This window comes from Streptomyces sp. NPDC047706, from assembly GCF_043204795.1.
GTDB lineage: Bacteria > Actinomycetota > Actinomycetes > Streptomycetales > Streptomycetaceae > Streptomyces.
On sequence record NZ_JBIDCW010000007.1, the window covers coordinates 107,135 to 124,057 of the forward strand.

Annotated in this window: 10 protein-coding genes and 1 pseudogene; 9 read left to right on the forward strand and 2 right to left on the reverse strand. The window is 73.0% G+C overall.

Features of this window, described 5'->3' with window-relative positions:
• Positions 1 to 73 precede the first annotated feature (73 nt).
• Positions 74 to 1,579 carry an IMP dehydrogenase gene (gene guaB / locus ACGF8A_RS10840; RefSeq protein WP_393106439.1) on the forward strand — a complete coding sequence of 502 codons (1,506 nt, stop codon included), beginning with the start codon at positions 74 to 76 and terminating at the stop codon, positions 1,577 to 1,579.
• A gap of 116 nt (positions 1,580 to 1,695) precedes the next feature.
• The gene (locus tag ACGF8A_RS10845; protein WP_393106441.1) at positions 1,696 to 2,820 is read left to right on the forward strand and encodes a GuaB3 family IMP dehydrogenase-related protein; all 1,125 of its coding nucleotides are present in this window, start codon (positions 1,696 to 1,698) and stop codon (positions 2,818 to 2,820) included.
• A 59-nt stretch (positions 2,821 to 2,879) separates the two neighbouring features.
• On the opposite strand, the gene ACGF8A_RS10850 is transcribed toward ACGF8A_RS10845, so the two are convergent.
• Both ACGF8A_RS10850 and ACGF8A_RS10855 read right to left on the reverse strand, forming a co-directional pair.
• Positions 2,880 to 3,371 (reverse strand): hypothetical protein, encoded by a 492-nt coding sequence (locus tag ACGF8A_RS10850; RefSeq protein ID WP_393106443.1) that lies wholly within the window; start codon positions 3,369 to 3,371, stop codon positions 2,880 to 2,882.
• Positions 3,372 to 3,492: 121 nt separating this feature from the next.
• Positions 3,493 to 4,701, reverse strand: a complete 1,209-nt coding sequence (locus tag ACGF8A_RS10855; RefSeq protein WP_393106445.1) for a nucleotide sugar dehydrogenase — start codon at positions 4,699 to 4,701, stop codon at positions 3,493 to 3,495.
• Between the two features lie 329 nt (positions 4,702 to 5,030).
• Between ACGF8A_RS10855 and ACGF8A_RS10860 the strand changes: the two genes are divergently transcribed.
• The 7 genes and pseudogenes from ACGF8A_RS10860 to ACGF8A_RS10890 form a co-directional block, all read left to right on the forward strand.
• Positions 5,031 to 6,737 (forward strand): glycerol-3-phosphate dehydrogenase/oxidase, encoded by a 1,707-nt coding sequence (locus ACGF8A_RS10860; protein ID WP_393106447.1) that lies wholly within the window; start codon positions 5,031 to 5,033, stop codon positions 6,735 to 6,737.
• 84 nt (positions 6,738 to 6,821) lie between these two features.
• Complete coding sequence (locus ACGF8A_RS10865) at positions 6,822 to 8,828, forward strand: serine/threonine-protein kinase (protein ID WP_393106722.1); 2,007 nt, start codon at positions 6,822 to 6,824, stop codon at positions 8,826 to 8,828.
• 172 nt (positions 8,829 to 9,000) lie between these two features.
• A complete protein-coding gene (locus ACGF8A_RS10870) occupies positions 9,001 to 11,712 on the forward strand; it encodes a protein kinase (protein ID WP_393106449.1) in 2,712 nt (903 codons plus the stop codon).
• 152 nt (positions 11,713 to 11,864) lie between these two features.
• Positions 11,865 to 13,475, forward strand: a complete 1,611-nt coding sequence (locus tag ACGF8A_RS10875) for a serine/threonine-protein kinase (protein WP_393106724.1) — start codon at positions 11,865 to 11,867, stop codon at positions 13,473 to 13,475.
• Between the two features lie 122 nt (positions 13,476 to 13,597).
• Positions 13,598 to 14,656, forward strand: a complete 1,059-nt coding sequence (locus ACGF8A_RS10880; RefSeq protein WP_393106451.1) for a serine/threonine-protein kinase — start codon at positions 13,598 to 13,600, stop codon at positions 14,654 to 14,656.
• Positions 14,657 to 14,737: 81 nt separating this feature from the next.
• Positions 14,738 to 16,513, forward strand: a complete 1,776-nt coding sequence (locus tag ACGF8A_RS10885; RefSeq protein ID WP_393106453.1) for a serine/threonine-protein kinase — start codon at positions 14,738 to 14,740, stop codon at positions 16,511 to 16,513.
• A gap of 43 nt (positions 16,514 to 16,556) precedes the next feature.
• Positions 16,557 to 16,781: pseudogene (locus tag ACGF8A_RS10890) on the forward strand (serine/threonine protein kinase); the annotation flags it as partial.
• Between the last annotated feature and the right edge of the window lie 142 nt (positions 16,782 to 16,923).

Sequence of the window (16,923 nt, forward strand, 5' to 3'; positions counted from 1 at the left end):
CGTGGAATTTGCCCACCGTGCTTCCCGTTAGCATGGACATCCGCACCGAGCAAGGCCATTTGGGGAAGGTGTCATGACTGCCAACGTCGACGGAGTGCCCGGAAAATTCGCGACCCTCGGGCTGACCTACGACGACGTGCTGCTGCTGCCGGGCGCGTCGGACATGGCACCCGACGAGATCGACACCGCCTCGTACGTCTCCAAGAACGTGCGGGTGAACATCCCGCTGCTGTCCGCCGCCATGGACAAGGTCACCGAGTCGCGCATGGCGATCGCGATGGCCCGCCAGGGCGGCGTCGGCGTGCTGCACCGGAACCTGTCCATCGAGGACCAGGCCAACCAGGTCGACCTGGTCAAGCGTTCCGAGTCCGGCATGGTGACCGACCCGATCACCATCCACCCGGACGCCACGCTCGCCGAGGCCGACGCGCTGTGCGCCAAGTTCCGCATCAGCGGCGTCCCGGTCACCGGCGGCGACAAGAAGCTGCTCGGCATCGTCACCAACCGCGACATGGCGTTCGAGACCGACCGTGCCCGCCGGGTCCGCGAGGTCATGACGCCGATGCCGCTGGTCACCGGCAAGGTCGGGATCTCGGGCGTGGACGCCATGGAGCTGCTGCGCAAGCACAAGATCGAGAAGCTGCCGCTGGTCGACGACGAGGGCGTGCTCAAGGGTCTGATCACGGTCAAGGACTTCGTCAAGGCGGAGAAGTACCCGAACGCCGCCAAGGACGACGAGGGCCGCCTTCTCGTCGGCGCGGCCGTCGGTGTCGCCGGTGACGCCTTCGAGCGCGCCCAGGCGCTCATCGAGGCCGGTGTCGACTTCATCGTCGTCGACACCGCGCACGGTCACTCCCGGCTGGTCGGCGAGATGGTCGCCAAGATCAAGTCGAACTCCTCAGGCGTCGACGTCATCGGCGGCAACATCGCCACGAAGGACGGCGCGCAGGCCCTGATCGACTCCGGCGTGGACGGCATCAAGGTCGGCGTCGGCCCCGGCTCCATCTGCACCACCCGGGTGGTCGCCGGCATCGGCGTACCCCAGGTCACGGCCATCTACGAAGCTTCCCTCGCCGCCAAGGAGGCCGGCATCCCGGTCATCGGCGACGGTGGTCTGCAGTACTCCGGCGACATCGCCAAGGCCCTGGTCGCGGGCGCCGACACGGTGATGCTGGGTTCGCTGCTCGCGGGCTGCGAGGAGTCGCCGGGCGAGCTGATGTTCATCAACGGCAAGCAGTTCAAGTCGTACCGCGGCATGGGCTCGCTCGGCGCCATGCAGTCCCGCGGCGACCGCAAGTCCTTCTCCAAGGACCGCTACTTCCAGGAGGGCGTCGCCTCCGACGAGCAGCTGGTGCCCGAGGGCATCGAGGGGCAGGTGCCCTACCGGGGTCCGCTGTCCTCGGTCGTCCACCAGCTGGTCGGCGGTCTGCGCCAGTCGATGTTCTACGTGGGCGGCCGGACCGTTCCGGAACTCCAGGCCAGCGGCCGGTTCGTCCGGATCACCTCGGCGGGCCTGAAGGAGAGCCACCCGCACGACATCCAGATGACGGTCGAGGCGCCGAACTACAGCCGCAAGTGACGCACGCGCGCGCGTGAAGCCTGCTCAGGGGCGGTCCCGGGGTTCCGGGGCCGCCCTTGCCGTGCCCGTCGGGGATACTGGAAGGCGCTGAAACGCATCAGGGAAAGGCCACACACGTGACTGAGATCGAGATCGGGCGCGGCAAGCGCGGCCGCCGGGCGTACGCCTTCGACGACATCGCCGTCGTCCCCAGCCGCCGTACGCGGGACCCGAAGGAGGTCTCGATCGCCTGGCAGATCGACGCCTACCGCTTCGAGCTGCCCTTCCTGGCCGCCCCCATGGACTCGGTCGTCTCGCCGGCCACGGCCATCCGTATCGGCGAGCTCGGCGGCCTGGGCGTGCTGAACCTGGAAGGGCTGTGGACGCGGTACGAGGACCCGCAGCCGCTGCTCGACGAGATCGCCGAGCTGCCCTCCGAGTCCGCCACCCGCCGCCTCCAGGAGATCTACGCCGCGCCGATCAAGGAGGAGCTGATCGGGCTGCGCATCAAGGAGGTGCGCGACTCGGGCGTGGTCACCGCGGCCGCGCTGTCCCCGCAGCGCACGGCGCAGTTCTCCAAGGCCGTGGTGGACGCGGGCGTGGACATCTTCGTCATCCGCGGCACGACGGTCTCGGCGGAGCATGTCTCGTCCTCGCACGAGCCGCTGAACCTGAAGCAGTTCATCTACGAGCTGGACGTCCCGGTGATCGTCGGTGGCTGCGCCACCTACACCGCCGCCCTGCATCTGATGCGCTCCGGCGCGGCCGGCGTCCTGGTCGGCTTCGGCGGCGGTGCCGCGCACACCACGCGCAACGTGCTGGGCATCCAGGTGCCGATGGCCACGGCGGTCGCCGATGTGGCGGCTGCCCGGCGGGACTACATGGACGAGTCCGGCGGCCGCTATGTGCACGTGATCGCGGACGGCGGTGTCGGCTGGTCCGGCGACCTGCCCAAGGCGATCGCCTGCGGCGCGGACTCGGTGATGATGGGCTCCCCGCTGGCGCGCGCCACGGACGGCCCGGGCAAGGGCCACCACTGGGGCATGGAGGCGGTCAACGAGGAGCTGCCGCGCGGCAAGAAGGTCGACCTCGGCACGGTCGGCACGCTCGAGGAGATCCTCACCGGCCCTTCCCACACCCCGGACGGCTCGATGAACCTCTTCGGAGCCCTGCGCCGCGCCATGGCCACCACCGGCTACAGCGAGCTCAAGGAGTTCCAGCGGGTCGAGGTCACGGTGGCGGACTCGCAGCACCGCCGGTAGGCCGTACGACGCGAAAGGGCCCGTCCACCGCTCGGTGGACGGGCCCTTCGGCCGTGTCGTCAGGCCGCCGCCTTCCTGGCGCCGGAGTACGCGGCGAACGCGCCGATGGCGAGGAACAGGAACGTCATCGCGTCGGCGGACTCCTGCCAGGCCTCCGTCAGCAGGTCCAGGTGGCCGGTGAACATCTCGGGCGCCGGGACGCCGAGCAGGTCGGCGGCGAGGATCGCGGTGCCGATGAGCTGGCCGAGGCAGACGGCGCCCAGGGACAGCGCGGCGCTCAGCAGGGGCAGCACCGGGTTGGCGCCGCCGACCTTGCCGGCCGCGAAACCGACGAGGAAGCCCACGCCGATGGCCGCGAAGCCGATCTCGTACTCGGTGGCGCCGACGACGGCGCCGTAGATCCCGGCGGTGACCAGGGCCACCACGACGGCGGTGAGCGCGCCGAGGGCGACGTTCCCGCGCGCGGGAGCGGGCGGGGCCGGCGGGACGGGGGCCGGCGGCTGGGCGAACGGGTTGCCCCCGGCCGGCCGCGGCGGTACTGACTGGGTCATGACAGATTCCCCCACGGGACTGGTGGACGAGCGGAGTCCCGCGCACCGGTGGGCGACCGGGACGCCGAAGAGTAACAGCCGCACCGGCCCGTTCCACCAGCGAATTCCCCGCCCTCGGTGATCAGAGCCGGTGTGCCGCGCCGGTCGGAGTCGTGCCCCGGGTGTCGAGCAGGAGCTGCGCCTTCACGGACAGGCCCTGCAGGTCGTAGGTGCGGTGGTTCTGTAGCAGGATCGTGAGGTCGGCCTCGGCGGCGGCCTCGTAGAGGGAGTCGGCGCGCGGTACCGGGCGGTCGAGGATGTTCCAGGACGGGATGTGCGGGTCGTGGTAGCTGACGGAGGCGCCGAGCTCCATCAGGCGGATCGCGATCTCCTGGGCGGGAGTGGCCTGCTGGTCGGCGAGGTCGGGCTTGTAGGTGACGCCGAGCAGGAGCACGCGCGCGCCGCGGGCCGACTTGCCGTGCTCGTTGAGGAGGGTGGCGGCGCGCTGGACGACGTAGCGGGGCATCCGGCTGTTGACCTGCTGGGCCAGTTCCACCATCCGCAGGCCGCGGCCCGCGCGGCCGGTCAGGTCCTGCGGGACGGCGTGGCCGCCGACGCCGGGGCCGGGGCGGAAGGCCTGGAAGCCGAACGGCTTGGTCTCCGCGCAGCGGATGACGTCCCACAGGTCGACGCCCAAGTCGTGGCAGAGCACCGCCATCTCGTTGACCAGGGCGATGTTGACATGCCGGTAGTTGGTCTCCAGGAGCTGCACGGTCTCGGCCTCGCGGGGGCCGCGCGCGCGGACGACCTTGTCGGTGAGGCGGCCGTAGAAGGCGGCGGCCGACTCGGTGCAGGCGGGGGTCAGGCCGCCGATCACCTTGGGGGTGTTGGCAGGGGTGAAGTCGCGATTGCCGGGATCGACGCGGCTGGGGGAGTAGGCGAGGTGGAAGTCGCGGCCGGCACGCAGCCGTGAGCACTCCTCGAGCAGCGGACGGAGGAATTCCTCGGTCGTGCCGGGGTACACCGGCGACTCCAGGATGACCGTGGTGTGCGGGCGCAGCCGGGCCGCGAGGGTGCGGGCGGCCGCCTCCACCTGGCTCAGGTCCAGTCCGCCGTCCGCGTTCCTGGGGGCCGGGGCGCAGATGACCGCGGTACGCACCCGGCCGAGCTCGCTCGGGCCCACGGCGTGCCGGAAGCCCCCCGAGAGCATCCGGCGCAGTTCGGCGGGGCTGAGCGAGCCGGGCTCGGGACCGGTCTTGTAGCCGACGGTGGGGATGCCGGCGGCGACAGCGGCCTGGGCCAGCGGCAGGCCGAGCGGGCCGAGTCCGATGACGGCGAGATCTGCGGGCATGGCGTGGGCCGTCCTTCCCAGTAACCGAAGCGGGACAGGTGCGCAAGCCCTGTGGACAGGACGGGCGAGCGCACTGTCAGACTAGGAGTAAATATGACCGTTTTGCGGTATTGCGCTCGCTCGTGTCCGTGCTCGTGTCCGCCTCCCGGCCGCTTCGGCCGCCGTTGTCGGGGCAGGTTGTCCACACGTGGTCCGGGAAGGTTGTCCACAGGCTGGAGGTGTGTGGTGGCTGAAGCCGGACGACGCGGTCACACTTTGAGCGTGGGGGATGTGGACCGGGTCTCGCCCGACGGGTGCGGCCGACGCGAGGCGATGTGCGGGAGGCAGCGGTGAGGACAGGGACACTGGGGCCGGCGCAGCGCGCCGAGTCGCTCGCGGCGATGGCCGACAGGGAGCTCGACCTGCTGGTCGTGGGCGGCGGAGTGGTCGGCGCGGGCACCGCGCTGGACGCCGTGACCCGCGGTCTGTCGACGGGCCTGGTCGAGGCGCGTGACTGGGCGTCCGGCACGTCCAGCCGGTCGAGCAAGCTGATACACGGCGGCCTGCGCTACCTGGAGATGCTCGACTTCTCCCTGGTCCGCGAGGCGCTGAAGGAGCGCGGACTGCTGCTGGAGCGGCTGGCGCCGCATCTGGTGAAGCCGGTGCCCTTCCTCTACCCCTTGCAGCACAAGGGCTGGGAGCGGCTGTACGCCGGCTCGGGCGTCGCGCTCTACGACGGCATGTCGATGGCCCGCGGGCACGGCCGCGGCCTGCCGGTGCACCGGCACCTGAGCCGCCGTCAGGCCCTGCGTGTGGCGCCCGCGCTGAAGAAGGACGCGCTGGTCGGCGCGTTGCAGTACTACGACGCCCAGATGGACGACGCCCGTTTCGTCGCCACCCTGGTGCGCACCGCCGTGTCGTACGGGGCGAAGGCGGCCAACCGGGCGCGGGTGACCGGCTTCCTGCGCGAGGGCGAGCGGGTGGTCGGGGCCCGCGTGCAGGACGTCGAAGGGGGCGGCGAGTACGAGATCCACGCCAAGCAGATAGTCAACGCCACCGGCGTGTGGACCGACGACACCCAGGCCATGGTGGGCGAGCGGGGCCAGTTCCACGTCCGGGCGTCCAAGGGGATCCACCTGGTCGTGCCGAAGGACCGCATCCACTCCAGCACCGGGCTGATCCTGCGCACCGAGAAGTCGGTGCTGTTCGTCATCCCCTGGGGCCGGCACTGGATCATCGGCACCACCGACACCGAATGGGACCTCGACAAGGCCCATCCCGCCGCGTCCAGCGCCGACATCGACTACCTGCTGGAGCACGTGAACTCGGTGCTCGCGGTGCCGCTCACGCGGGACGACGTCGAGGGCGTGTACGCCGGTCTGCGGCCGCTGCTCGCCGGGGAGTCCGACGCCACGAGCAAGCTGTCCCGCGAGCACACCGTCGCGCACCCGGTGCCGGGCCTGGTCGTGGTGGCCGGCGGCAAGTACACGACGTACCGGGTGATGGCCAAGGACGCCGTGGACGAGGCGGTGCACGGCCTCGACCTGCGGGTCGCCGAGTGCGTCACCGAGGACGTGCCGCTGATCGGCGCGGAGGGCTACCGGGCACTGTGGAACGCGCGGGCGAGGATCGCGGCGCGCACCGGCCTGCACGTGGTGCGCGTGGAGCACCTGCTGAACCGGTACGGGTCGATGGCGGAGGAGCTGTTCGAACTCATCGGAGGCAACTCCTCGCTGGGCGAGCCGCTCACGGGCGCCGAGGACTACCTGCGCGCCGAGATCGTGTACGCCGCCTCGCACGAGGGCGCGCGGCATCTGGACGACGTGCTGACGCGGCGCACCCGCATCTCCATCGAGACCTTCGACCGGGGCACCCGCTGCGCCCGCGAGGCCGCCGAGTTGATGGCGCCGGTGCTCGGCTGGGACAAGGACCAGATCGAGCGCGAGGTGCAGCACTACGAGAAGCGGGTGGAGGCCGAGCGCGAGTCGCAGCGCCAGCCGGACGACCTCACGGCGGACGCGGCGAGACTGGGGGCGCCCGACATCGTTCCGTTGTAGGAGCTGTGGGCACCCGGGGCGAGAGCCGCTTGTCGGGTGAGGGACAATGGAGGCTCTGTCAGGGCGGGTTGCATGAGGGGACGCATGTCGGAGGCGGAGCGGGCGGGGACAAACCGTCAGGACACTCGTCAGGACAACAACGAGCGTCTTCTCGCCGGGCGGTACCGGCTGGGAGACGTGCTCGGTCGCGGCGGCATGGGCACGGTGTGGCGCGCCGAGGACGAGACCCTCGGCCGGACGGTCGCCGTCAAGGAGTTGCGGTTCCCGTCCAACATCGACGAGGACGAGAAGCGCCGGCTCATCACGCGCACGCTGCGCGAGGCCAAGGCCATCGCGCGGATCCGCAACACCAGCGCGGTGACGGTCTTCGACGTGGTCGACGAGGACGACCGGCCGTGGATCGTGATGGAGCTGGTCGAGGGCAAGTCCCTCGCCGAGGTCATCCGTGAGGACGGCCTCCTTCAGCCCCGGCGCGCCGCCGAGGTCGGCCTCGCCGTCCTCGACGTACTGCGCTCCGCGCACCGCGAGGGCATCCTGCACCGCGACGTGAAGCCGTCGAACGTGCTGATCGCCGACGACGGCCGGGTCGTGCTCACCGACTTCGGCATCGCACAGGTCGAGGGCGACCCCTCCATCACCTCCACCGGCATGCTCGTCGGCGCGCCCTCCTACATCTCCCCGGAGCGCGCCCGCGGCCACAAGCCCGGCCCGGCCGCGGACCTGTGGTCGCTGGGCGGTCTGCTGTACGCGGCCGTCGAGGGCGTCCCGCCGTACGACAAGGGCTCCGCGATCGCCACGCTCACCGCGGTGATGACCGAGCCGCTGGAGGAGCCGAAGCACGCCGGCCCGCTCAAGGACGTCATCTACGGGCTGCTCACCAAGGATCCCGACAAGCGCATCGACGACGCCGGTGCCCGGGCCATGCTCAAGTCCGTCATCAGCGCCCCCGATCCGAAGACGGCCGAGCCGGCCGACGCCACCAAGGTCGTGCCGCTGCCCCCGGAGCCGGACCAGCCCGCGAGGAGCGGGCCTCCGGCGCGCGGCGAGGGCAAGGAGGGGGCCGACCGGCTGCGCGGGGCGCTGCGGTCGGCCCGCAAGACCGCGGCGGCGACGGGCGCGGCGACGGGCGCGGCGGCCGGGGCTCGTACGGCCACCGCGAAGGGCACGGGGGACGCGGGCGGTTCCGGCGCGGCCGCCGGGCGCACGTCCACCGGGTCGCCGTCGGACTCCGGTGCGCAGGGCGGCAACGCGATTTCGGCCGGCCGGAGTTCCGGGTGGCCCGTGATGACGCCGCCGGACCTGCCGCCGCGGCCGGTGCCGAGGGCGCCGCTCACCGACGTGGTGCCGCGGCGGACGCTGGTGGTCATCGCCGTCGCCGTCGCGCTCGCCGTGCTCGGTGTCGTGCTGGCCGTCGCGCTCAACGCGGGCGGCGACGGAGCCGACCGGTCGAGCGGCGGTGGCGACCGGACGGCTCCCGGCGCGAGCAGCAGTGGTGACACCAAGTCGGACGACGAGGGCGCCCACACGGACGGTGCGGCGACGGGGTCCGCGGGGGCCACGCCGGACGGCACGCCGAGTGCCGGTGGCGGGCCGGCGGCCGGCGACGGCGGTGAGGACCCGGACGACCCGTCCGACGGGCAGGGCTCCTCGGACGGCACCGCCGCGCAGTCGACGTACCAGGGCGGCCAGGGCTACTCCATCGGGCTGCCCAAGGGCTGGAAGTACGGGTCGTCGGACGCCGCGGGCGACCGGTTCACCGGGCCGGGCGGTCAGAAGCTGCTGATCGCCTGGACCTCCACGCCCAAGGACGACCCCGTCCAGGACTGGGAGAACCAGGAGCGGTACATGACGCGCTCGCAGTACGACCGGATCCGGATAGCTCAGGTGGACTACCGCGGCTGGAACACGGCCGACTGGGAGTTCACCTATGTCGACGGGGGCACGAAGTACCGGACGATCGACCGCGGGTTCGTCGTGAACGACCGTCAGGGCTACGCGCTGATGTACACGGCGAAGGCCGCGACATGGGGCGGCGCGTCGCGCGAGAGCACCTGGCGGACGCTGACCGAGACCTTCCGCCCCAAGGCGTGAGCGGGCCCGGGAGCGGGTTGGGCGCATGAGATCTCGTGAGATCTCCCATCCCCTCCGTGCGGGTTGCCTCCGGCACGTATCGTGAGTGGTTGCGAACCGTACGCATCGGGAACGCATCCGGAACGGGACGCCGCACGAACGGAATTGACCACCCGGCGGCCGGGGAGGCAACGTGGACGACTACGCGGGGCGCGTGCTCGCCGACCGCTACCGCCTGCCGCTGCCCCCGTCCGACGAGTACGAACTCACCGAGACACGGGCCTTCGACACCTACAGCGGACAGGAAGTCCTGGTGCGGCAGGTGCCGTTGCCGGAGGTCGTCGAGGCGGAGGTGCTCGACGCGGAGGGGCTGCCCGAGGGTTTCACAGCGCGTGACCGTGCGGCCCGGCGCCCGGCGGCCGGACGCGCGGGGGCCGTCCGCAGACCCACGGACCCGGCGGTGCGGCGCGCGGTGGAGGCCGCTCAGGCGGCCGCCGCGATCCCCGACCACCCGCGGCTGGACCAGGTCTTCGACGTGTTCGCCGAGGGCGGGTCGCTGTGGGTGGTGAGTGAGCTGGTGGCCGCGCGACCGCTCGCCGCGCTGCTCGCCGAGCAGCCGCTGACGCCCTACCGGGCGGCCGAGGTAGCCTCCGACGTGCTGACCGCGCTGCGGGTGCTGCACGCGCACGGCTGGGTGCACCGGAACATCACCGCGCGGACGGTGCTCGTCTGCGACGACGGACGGATCATGCTGACCGGCCTCGCGGTGGGGGCCGCGGAGGAGGCCCTGTGCGGGTACGACCCGGTGCCGGCGCCGCCCTACGACGACGACGGCGGTGACGGTGGCGGGCCGGCCAGGGCTCTGGGACCGGCCCGGGGGACGTTCGCGGCCGCCGGGGTCCACGAGCTGAACGAGGCCGGTACCCCCGGAGCGGGTGCGCTCGGCGGCGGTGATCCCGAGGCGGCGCGGCGGGCCGCCATCGAGGCGCGGGCGGCCGGAGGCCTGCCGGTCCCCGCTGTGGACGCGTCCGGCGGCGTGGGCGGTTCGGCGGCGCCGGCCCGCAGGGCGCAGGAGAGCGGCGGGGACATCCGGGCGGCGCGGGCCGGGGCGATCGCCGCCTACCGGGCGGGAGCACGTGCCGCGGCCCGGGTCCAGGAGACCCGGCAGAGCGGCCGTGCGGCCCTGCCCGGCGCGCGCCCGGCGCCCGAAGGCGGCCCTGAGCAGCCGCACACCCGCGGCCCCGACGGCAACCCGCCGGGGCAGATCGCCGACCCGTACGGCGTGCGCGCCACGCCCTGGCACGGCGCGACACCGCGCGACACCGTGGCAGGTCCCGGACACCCCGGCCAGTCCCAGGCCAACGGCCGCGCCCAGCCGGTGCTGCCACCGCACGGCAACGGCCTCGCCCAGCCGGGCGGGCCGCCGTACACGGGCGGCCTCGCCCAGCCGGGCCTGGCGCCGCACGGCGGCAGACTCACCTCACCAGGCCTACCGGCACAGGGCGACGGTCCTCCGCGGCCGGGGACGTTCCCCGCCCGTGGCAACGGCCCCGCTCATCCCGGCGTACCCGCCCCCGCCCGGGAGGTGGCGCCCCAGGCACCCCTGGGCCGTGCCGCCGCCCAGGACGGCACCCGCTGGGGCGATCTCGTGGCCGACACCCCCGCGCCCCGCCGTGGTCCCGCCACGGCGCTGGCCGCGGAGCGCGCACGGCAGGCGCGGATGGCCGTGGTCGGACCGGTGACCGAGCGGTGGGCGCCGGAGCAGGCCGGGCCGGTGCACGAGAACTGGCAGCTCGCTCCGCCCATCGGCCCCTCCACCGACCTGTGGGCGCTCGGGGCGCTGCTCTTCCGGGCCGTGCAGGGGCATGCGCCCTACCCGGAGGATTCGACGGCCGAGCTGGTGCAGCTGGTGTGCGCGGAGCCGCCCGCCTTCGCCGAGGAGTGCGGCCCGCTGCGGCCCGTGGTGGAGTCGCTGCTGCGTCAGGACCCCACCGAGCGGCTGGACTTCGAGGAGCTGCGCGGCTGGCTGCGTTCTCTGGTGCGGTCCGCGCCCGAGCCTGAGGCCGGTCTGCATGTGGTCGCCGCACCGCCGCCCGACGCGAGCCGGCTGCCGATCGTGCGCCGCAGGGGGGAGCTGGTGCGCAGGCGCCGCGCCGGGCTGCCCGCGCGGCACGGGCGGCACAAGCGGGACCGGGAGAAGACGCGTTCGCCGCGCAGCCTGGGCCGCACGCTGCTCCTGCTGATACTGCTCGCGCTGGCCGGCGCGATCGCGTACGCCATGCTGTTCATGCCCAAGGCAGGCGAGGGCGGCGCCGGTGGGCCGAGTCCCGACAGGACCGGTGCCGCCGGGCAGACCGGCGAGGCACCCGGGCCGACGCCGGAGGCGAGCAGCGAGCCGCGGCCGGACCAGAACTCGCCGGACGACGGACCGGCGGGCTCCCGGTCCGGCGCCGCCGAGGGCTTCACCCTGCACGACGACCCGGAGGGCTTCCGCGTGGCCGTCGCCGAGGGCTGGCAGCGCGCGCCGAAGAACGGCAGCGGCCAGGTCGTCTACTCCCAGGGCGACTTCGAACTGATCCTCGCACCGGGCCGGGACGGTGCGGACGAGTACGGCAGCGACCCGATGGCGTACCAGCGGGAGCGGGAGCCGGAGCTGCGGCCCTACCGGGAGTCGAGCTGGGCCACCTCCACCGGGCTGAAGACCATCGAGGTCGGCGGGCGGACCATGGCCGAGGGGCAGTTCACCTGGAGTGACGACGCGGGGCGCGACCTGTTCGTGCGCAACCTCGCGATGCTGGTCGACGGGCGCTACCACGTGCTCCAGGTGCGGGGCCCGGAGGCCGAGCGGGACCAGGTGACCAGGCTCTACGAGCAGGCGGCGGCCACCTACCAGGCCACCGGCTGAGCTCATCCGGGCAGTTGGCCCGATGGTTGCCTGTCGTCACCGAAAGCGACAACCGTCACAGTGCGGTCTCCGTGGGTCTCCCGTGGTTCCCCGTTCGCGGGCCGGTCCCTACGCTGCACCTGTCAAGAACATTGCGGGGAAACGTGAATCAGATGCAGGGCGGCCGGCTCATCGGAGGCCGCTACCGGCTCACCGACGCCATCGGCAGCGGCGGCATGGGACGAGTGTGGCGCGCCCACGACGAGGTGCTGCACCGGGCCGTCGCGATCAAGGAGCTGACCGCGGCGCTCTATGTCTCCGACAGCGACCAGGCCGTCCTGCTGGCCCGCACCCGGGCGGAGGCGCGGGCGGCCGCGCGGATCAACCACTCGGCCGTCGTCACCGTCCATGACGTGCTCGAACACGACGGCCGGCCATGGATCGTGATGGAGCTGGTCGAGGGCCGCTCGCTGGCCGACGTGGTCACGGCGCAGGGCCGGGTCGAACCGGCCGAGGCCGCCCGGATCGGCATGTGGGTGCTGCGTGCCCTGCGCGCCGCGCACACCGCGGGTGTCCTGCACCGCGACGTCAAGCCCGGCAACGTCCTGCTCGCCGACGACGGCCGTGTCCTGCTCACCGACTTCGGCATCGCGCAGATCGACGGCGACACGACGATCACCCGCACCGGAGAGGTCGTCGGGTCGGTCGACTACCTGGCCCCCGAGCGGGTCCGCGGACACGACCCGGGACTCGCCTCCGACCTGTGGGCGCTCGGCGCGACGCTGTACACGGCGGTGGAGGGCACCTCGCCGTTCCGCCGCACCTCGCCGCTGTCCACCATGCAGGCCGTCGTCGAGGAGCACCCCGCCGAGCCCCGGTACGCCGGTCCGCTCGGCCCCGTGATCACCGCCCTGCTGCGCAAGGAACCGGCCGCGCGGCCCGCCTCCGACGAGGCGGAGCGGCTGCTCGCCGAGGTGGCCGGCGGGGGCCGGCCGCAGGTGACCGAGGTGCTCTTGCCCCCGGCGCGGCAGCCGGAAGCAGGCCCCGGCCGGCAGGAGACACGCGAGCACTCCCGGCCGGGCCCGCCCGGCCCCCCGGCCGCGCCCGTACCGGCGGCCGTGCCGACGCGCCGGCGGCTCCGGCTGCGCACGCCGGCCCTCGTCCTGGCCATGGCGGCCGTCGTCGGCGGGGCCGGGGCGGTGGTGGTGCAGCAGTGGGACAAGGGCCACTCCGGGAACGGCCCGTCCCCGTCGGCCACCTCGTCCGTCACCCCCTCGGACTCACCGGACCCCCAGGAGTCCGTCCCGGCCACCTGGGTGCGCAGGGACGACCCGGCGGGTTTCGGCCTCTCGCTGCCCGACGCCAGTTGGCAGCGCAAGGTGTACGGCGTCCAGGGCGACCTCACACAGATCGACTACACGCCCGACGACGGCACGCACCTGATCCGTATCGCCGTCGACAAGTCGCCGGACTTCGACGACCCCTACGAGCACCAGCTGGACCTGGAGGAGCAGCTGCAGCGGCTCGCGCAGTATCAGCGCGTGACCCTGGAGAGGAGTACCTACCGGGACCGCGAGAGTGCCCGGTGGGAGTACACGTGGACCGCGCTGGAGAGCGACCCCGGCGCGTACGCGGGGCCGCGCCGGGCGATCGAGGAGATGTACATGACCCGGGACGGGGTCGAGTACGCGATCTACATGTCGGCGCCCGCGGCGGACTGGGAGACGACGCGGGAGCAGTTCGGCACCCTGCTGCAGGGGTGGCGGCCGCGAGCTCCGTCCTGACGGGCGGGACTGCCAGGCCGGACAGCTGAGTGCGCAACGGCACCCGCGCGACATGGGCGTTTGTCGGCCACGCCACCCGTTCGGCCCGGAGGGTCCCGCTCCGGCTGGGGCATGATGTGCTCATGGGGAGCGAGGGGTCCGACGAGCGTGTCATCGCGGGCCGTTACCGCCTTCAGGCGACGGTCGGACGGGGTGGCATGGGCGTCGTCTGGCGTGCCACCGACCAACTTCTCGGCCGTGAGGTGGCCGTCAAGGAACTCGTCACGGACGACTCCCCGTCGGCCGCCCGTGCCCGCTCCTCACGCGACCGCACCTTGCGCGAGGCACGTGCGCTGGCCCAGTTGCGCCACCCGCACATCAGCGTCGTCCATGACGTCGTCGAGCACGACGAACGCCTGTACATCGTCATGGAGTTGATCGACGGCGGCTCCCTCGCCGACCGGCTCGCCACGGACGGCCCGGTCGACGCGCGCGAGGCCGCCCGGATCGGCGTCGCCCTGCTCGGGGCGCTGCGCGCGGCGCACGAGGCCGGTGTACTGCACCGCGACCTGAAGCCGGCGAACGTCCTCATCGAGTCCGGCACCGGCCGGGTCGTCCTCACCGACTTCGGCGTCGCCCAGGTCGAGGGCGCGACCACGCTGACCGAGTCGGGGACGTTCGTGGGCTCGCCCGAATACACGGCGCCCGAGCGGATGTCGGGGTCGGGGACGGGGCCGGCCTGCGACCTGTGGTCGCTCGGCGTGCTGCTGTGCACGTCGGTCAGCGGTGAGTCGCTGTTCCACCGCGATTCGCTGGGCGGCCTGCTGCACGCCGTGGTCGCCGCGCCGATCCGGCCGCCCGAGCAGGCAGGCCCGCTGCTGCCGGTCGTACGCGGTCTGCTGGAACGGGATCCGGAGCGGCGGCTGGACGCCGCGCAGGCCGAGCGGATGCTGCGGGACTTCCTGGAAACGGGCCGCACCCGGGAGCCGTCCCGCCTGCAACGCACCCCCCGGGACCGGCTGGTGATCGCGCTGCTGGTCGTCGCGATGGTGGCGGCGGGGGTGTCGGCGGCGGCGCTGTTCGTGAACGGGGGCCACGGGGGCGGTGACGGTCCGCCGGGGAGTCCGGCGCCGAGCACGTCGTCGAGCACGTCCGCGTCGCCGTCCGCCGGTGCTTCACACTCCGCGCCGAACAGCAGATGAGCGGCGACCTGGGTCACGGGTCTGTGACCGGTGGGCCCCCGTGGTGGATGCGAAGGCGCCCGCCGCGATATGCATGGATGCATGAGCAACAACGGGGGAGCCCACCACGGGGCCGACGAGCCAACGCATTTCGGTCTGCAACCGCCGGCGCGGCCGGCCGCCGTACCGCTTCCGAACAACCCGTACGCGTCGCCCGCCGCCGTCGTGCCGGAGCAGCAGCCGCCCGTTCAGCCGCCGCAACAGCCCGCACACCAGGCGCAGCAACAGCCCGCACACCAGCCGCCCCAGCAGCCGCCGCACCACACGCCCCAGCAGCCCGCGCACCGGGCACCGCATGAGCCGCCGCACCAGCCGGCGCACGGCGAACCCGGTGCTGGGCGGCTGATCGCCGGCCGCTACCGGCTGCTCGCCAAGCTCGGGCACGGCGGCATGGGCACGGTGTGGCGCGCCAAGGACGAGACGGTGGACCGGGAGGTCGCCGTCAAGGAACCCCGCGTTCCGGACCACCTTCCCGAGCGTGAACGCGCCAACGCGTTCGAGCGGATGCGCCGCGAGGCCCGGGCCGCGGCCCGGCTGGACCACCCGGCGGTGGTCAACGTGCACGACGTCGCCGTGGTGGACGGCAGGCCGTGGATCGTGATGGAGCTGGTGCAGGGACGTTCCCTCGGTGACGCGCTCCAGGAGGGCACCCTCTCCGCCCGTGAGGCGGCCACCGTCGGCCTGGAGGTGCTGGGCGCGCTGCAGGCCGCGCACGCCGCCGGCATCCTGCACCGGGACGTCAAGCCGGACAACGTCCTGCTCGGCCGGCACGACCGCGTCGTCCTCACCGACTTCGGCATCGCGCAGATCGAGGGCGAGACGAACCTGACCGACACCGGCGGCTTCGTCGGCTCGCCCGAGTACATCGCCCCGGAGCGCGTGCTGGGCCAGCGCCCCGGCCCGGCGTCGGACCTGTGGTCGCTGGGCGTCGTGCTCTACGCGGCCACGGAGGGCGTGTCGCCGTTCCGCCGCAGCAACACCCCGGCCACCCTTCAGTCCGTCCTCAACGCCACGCCCGCGTCGCCCGCTTCGGCGTCCGGGCCGCTGGCCGAGGTCATCAACGGCCTGCTCCAGAAGGACCCGGCGCGCCGCCCGAACGCCGCCCAGGTGCGTTCCCTGCTGGAGGCGGCCGCCGACCCGCCGGCTCCCGTTGCCACGCAGGTCGTGACGGCGGGCGGCGGTGACAGCGGGCGGGGCGGCATCCGGGTCGGCCGCAAGGCGCTGCTCGGGCTGGGCGCGGCGGTCGTGGCGGCCGTGGTGGCGGCGTACCTGGTGCTCGCCGACCCGTTCGCGGGCCCGCTGCCCGACGGCTGGAGGACCAGGGCGGAGAAGGACGTCGCCGCGACGCTCGCGCATCCCGACGGCTACGTGAGGACGGTGCCCGAGGGCACCGACGACAGCCACTGGGTGACGTACACCGACCCGAGCGGCGCCATATGGATCGGGCTGCGCCTCGACAAGAAGTCAGAGGACACGGGCAACTCCATCCAGGCGTCCGCGGGCGCCGAGATGTACGAGGACAACCGCGTCTTCGAGGAGAGCGGCAGCTACGACTTCGGCATGCCGGAGAACCCCGTCACCGAGCCGGACGACGCGATCAGGTACCAGGGCAGGGACGCCGCGCGGAACACGATCGTGTACACGACGACCGACAGCCGGCATCCGCGCCCCCGCGAGGTGCAGATCTTCTACTACATGAACCGCGACGAGGACATGTACAAGCTCACGATCAGCTACCCGGGCAAGGGCGACTTCACCGAACGCGGCCGCGAGGTGGCCCGGGTCGCGATCGCCAACCTGGACGTCGACAAGCTCTGAACGCACGCCGGCAAACACATGTCGCGCGGGGTAGTCATGGGGCATGGGTGACGGCGGCGAACAGCAGCGCGACGGACGTCTGGTCGGCCGGCGCTACCGGTTGAGCGAACCCATCGGATCCGGCCGCACGGGCACCGTCTGGCGCGCGCGTGACGAACGCGCCGGACGCGAAGTCGCCGTCAAGGAGCCCCGGTTGCCGGGCGGCCCGAAGGACGAGTCCCACCGCCGGGCCGCCCACCGTCTGTACCACGAGGCCCGTGCCGCGGCACCGCCGCTTTCAGGGGCGCCCGCGGCCGGCTGCAGATCGAGACGGGTCCGGGCTCAGCAACGCCCTGATCAGCTGGTTTGTTGCCAGTGATCACTGGCGGCATGTGTGTACTCGGTGAATCCCCATTACCGACGGGTACACA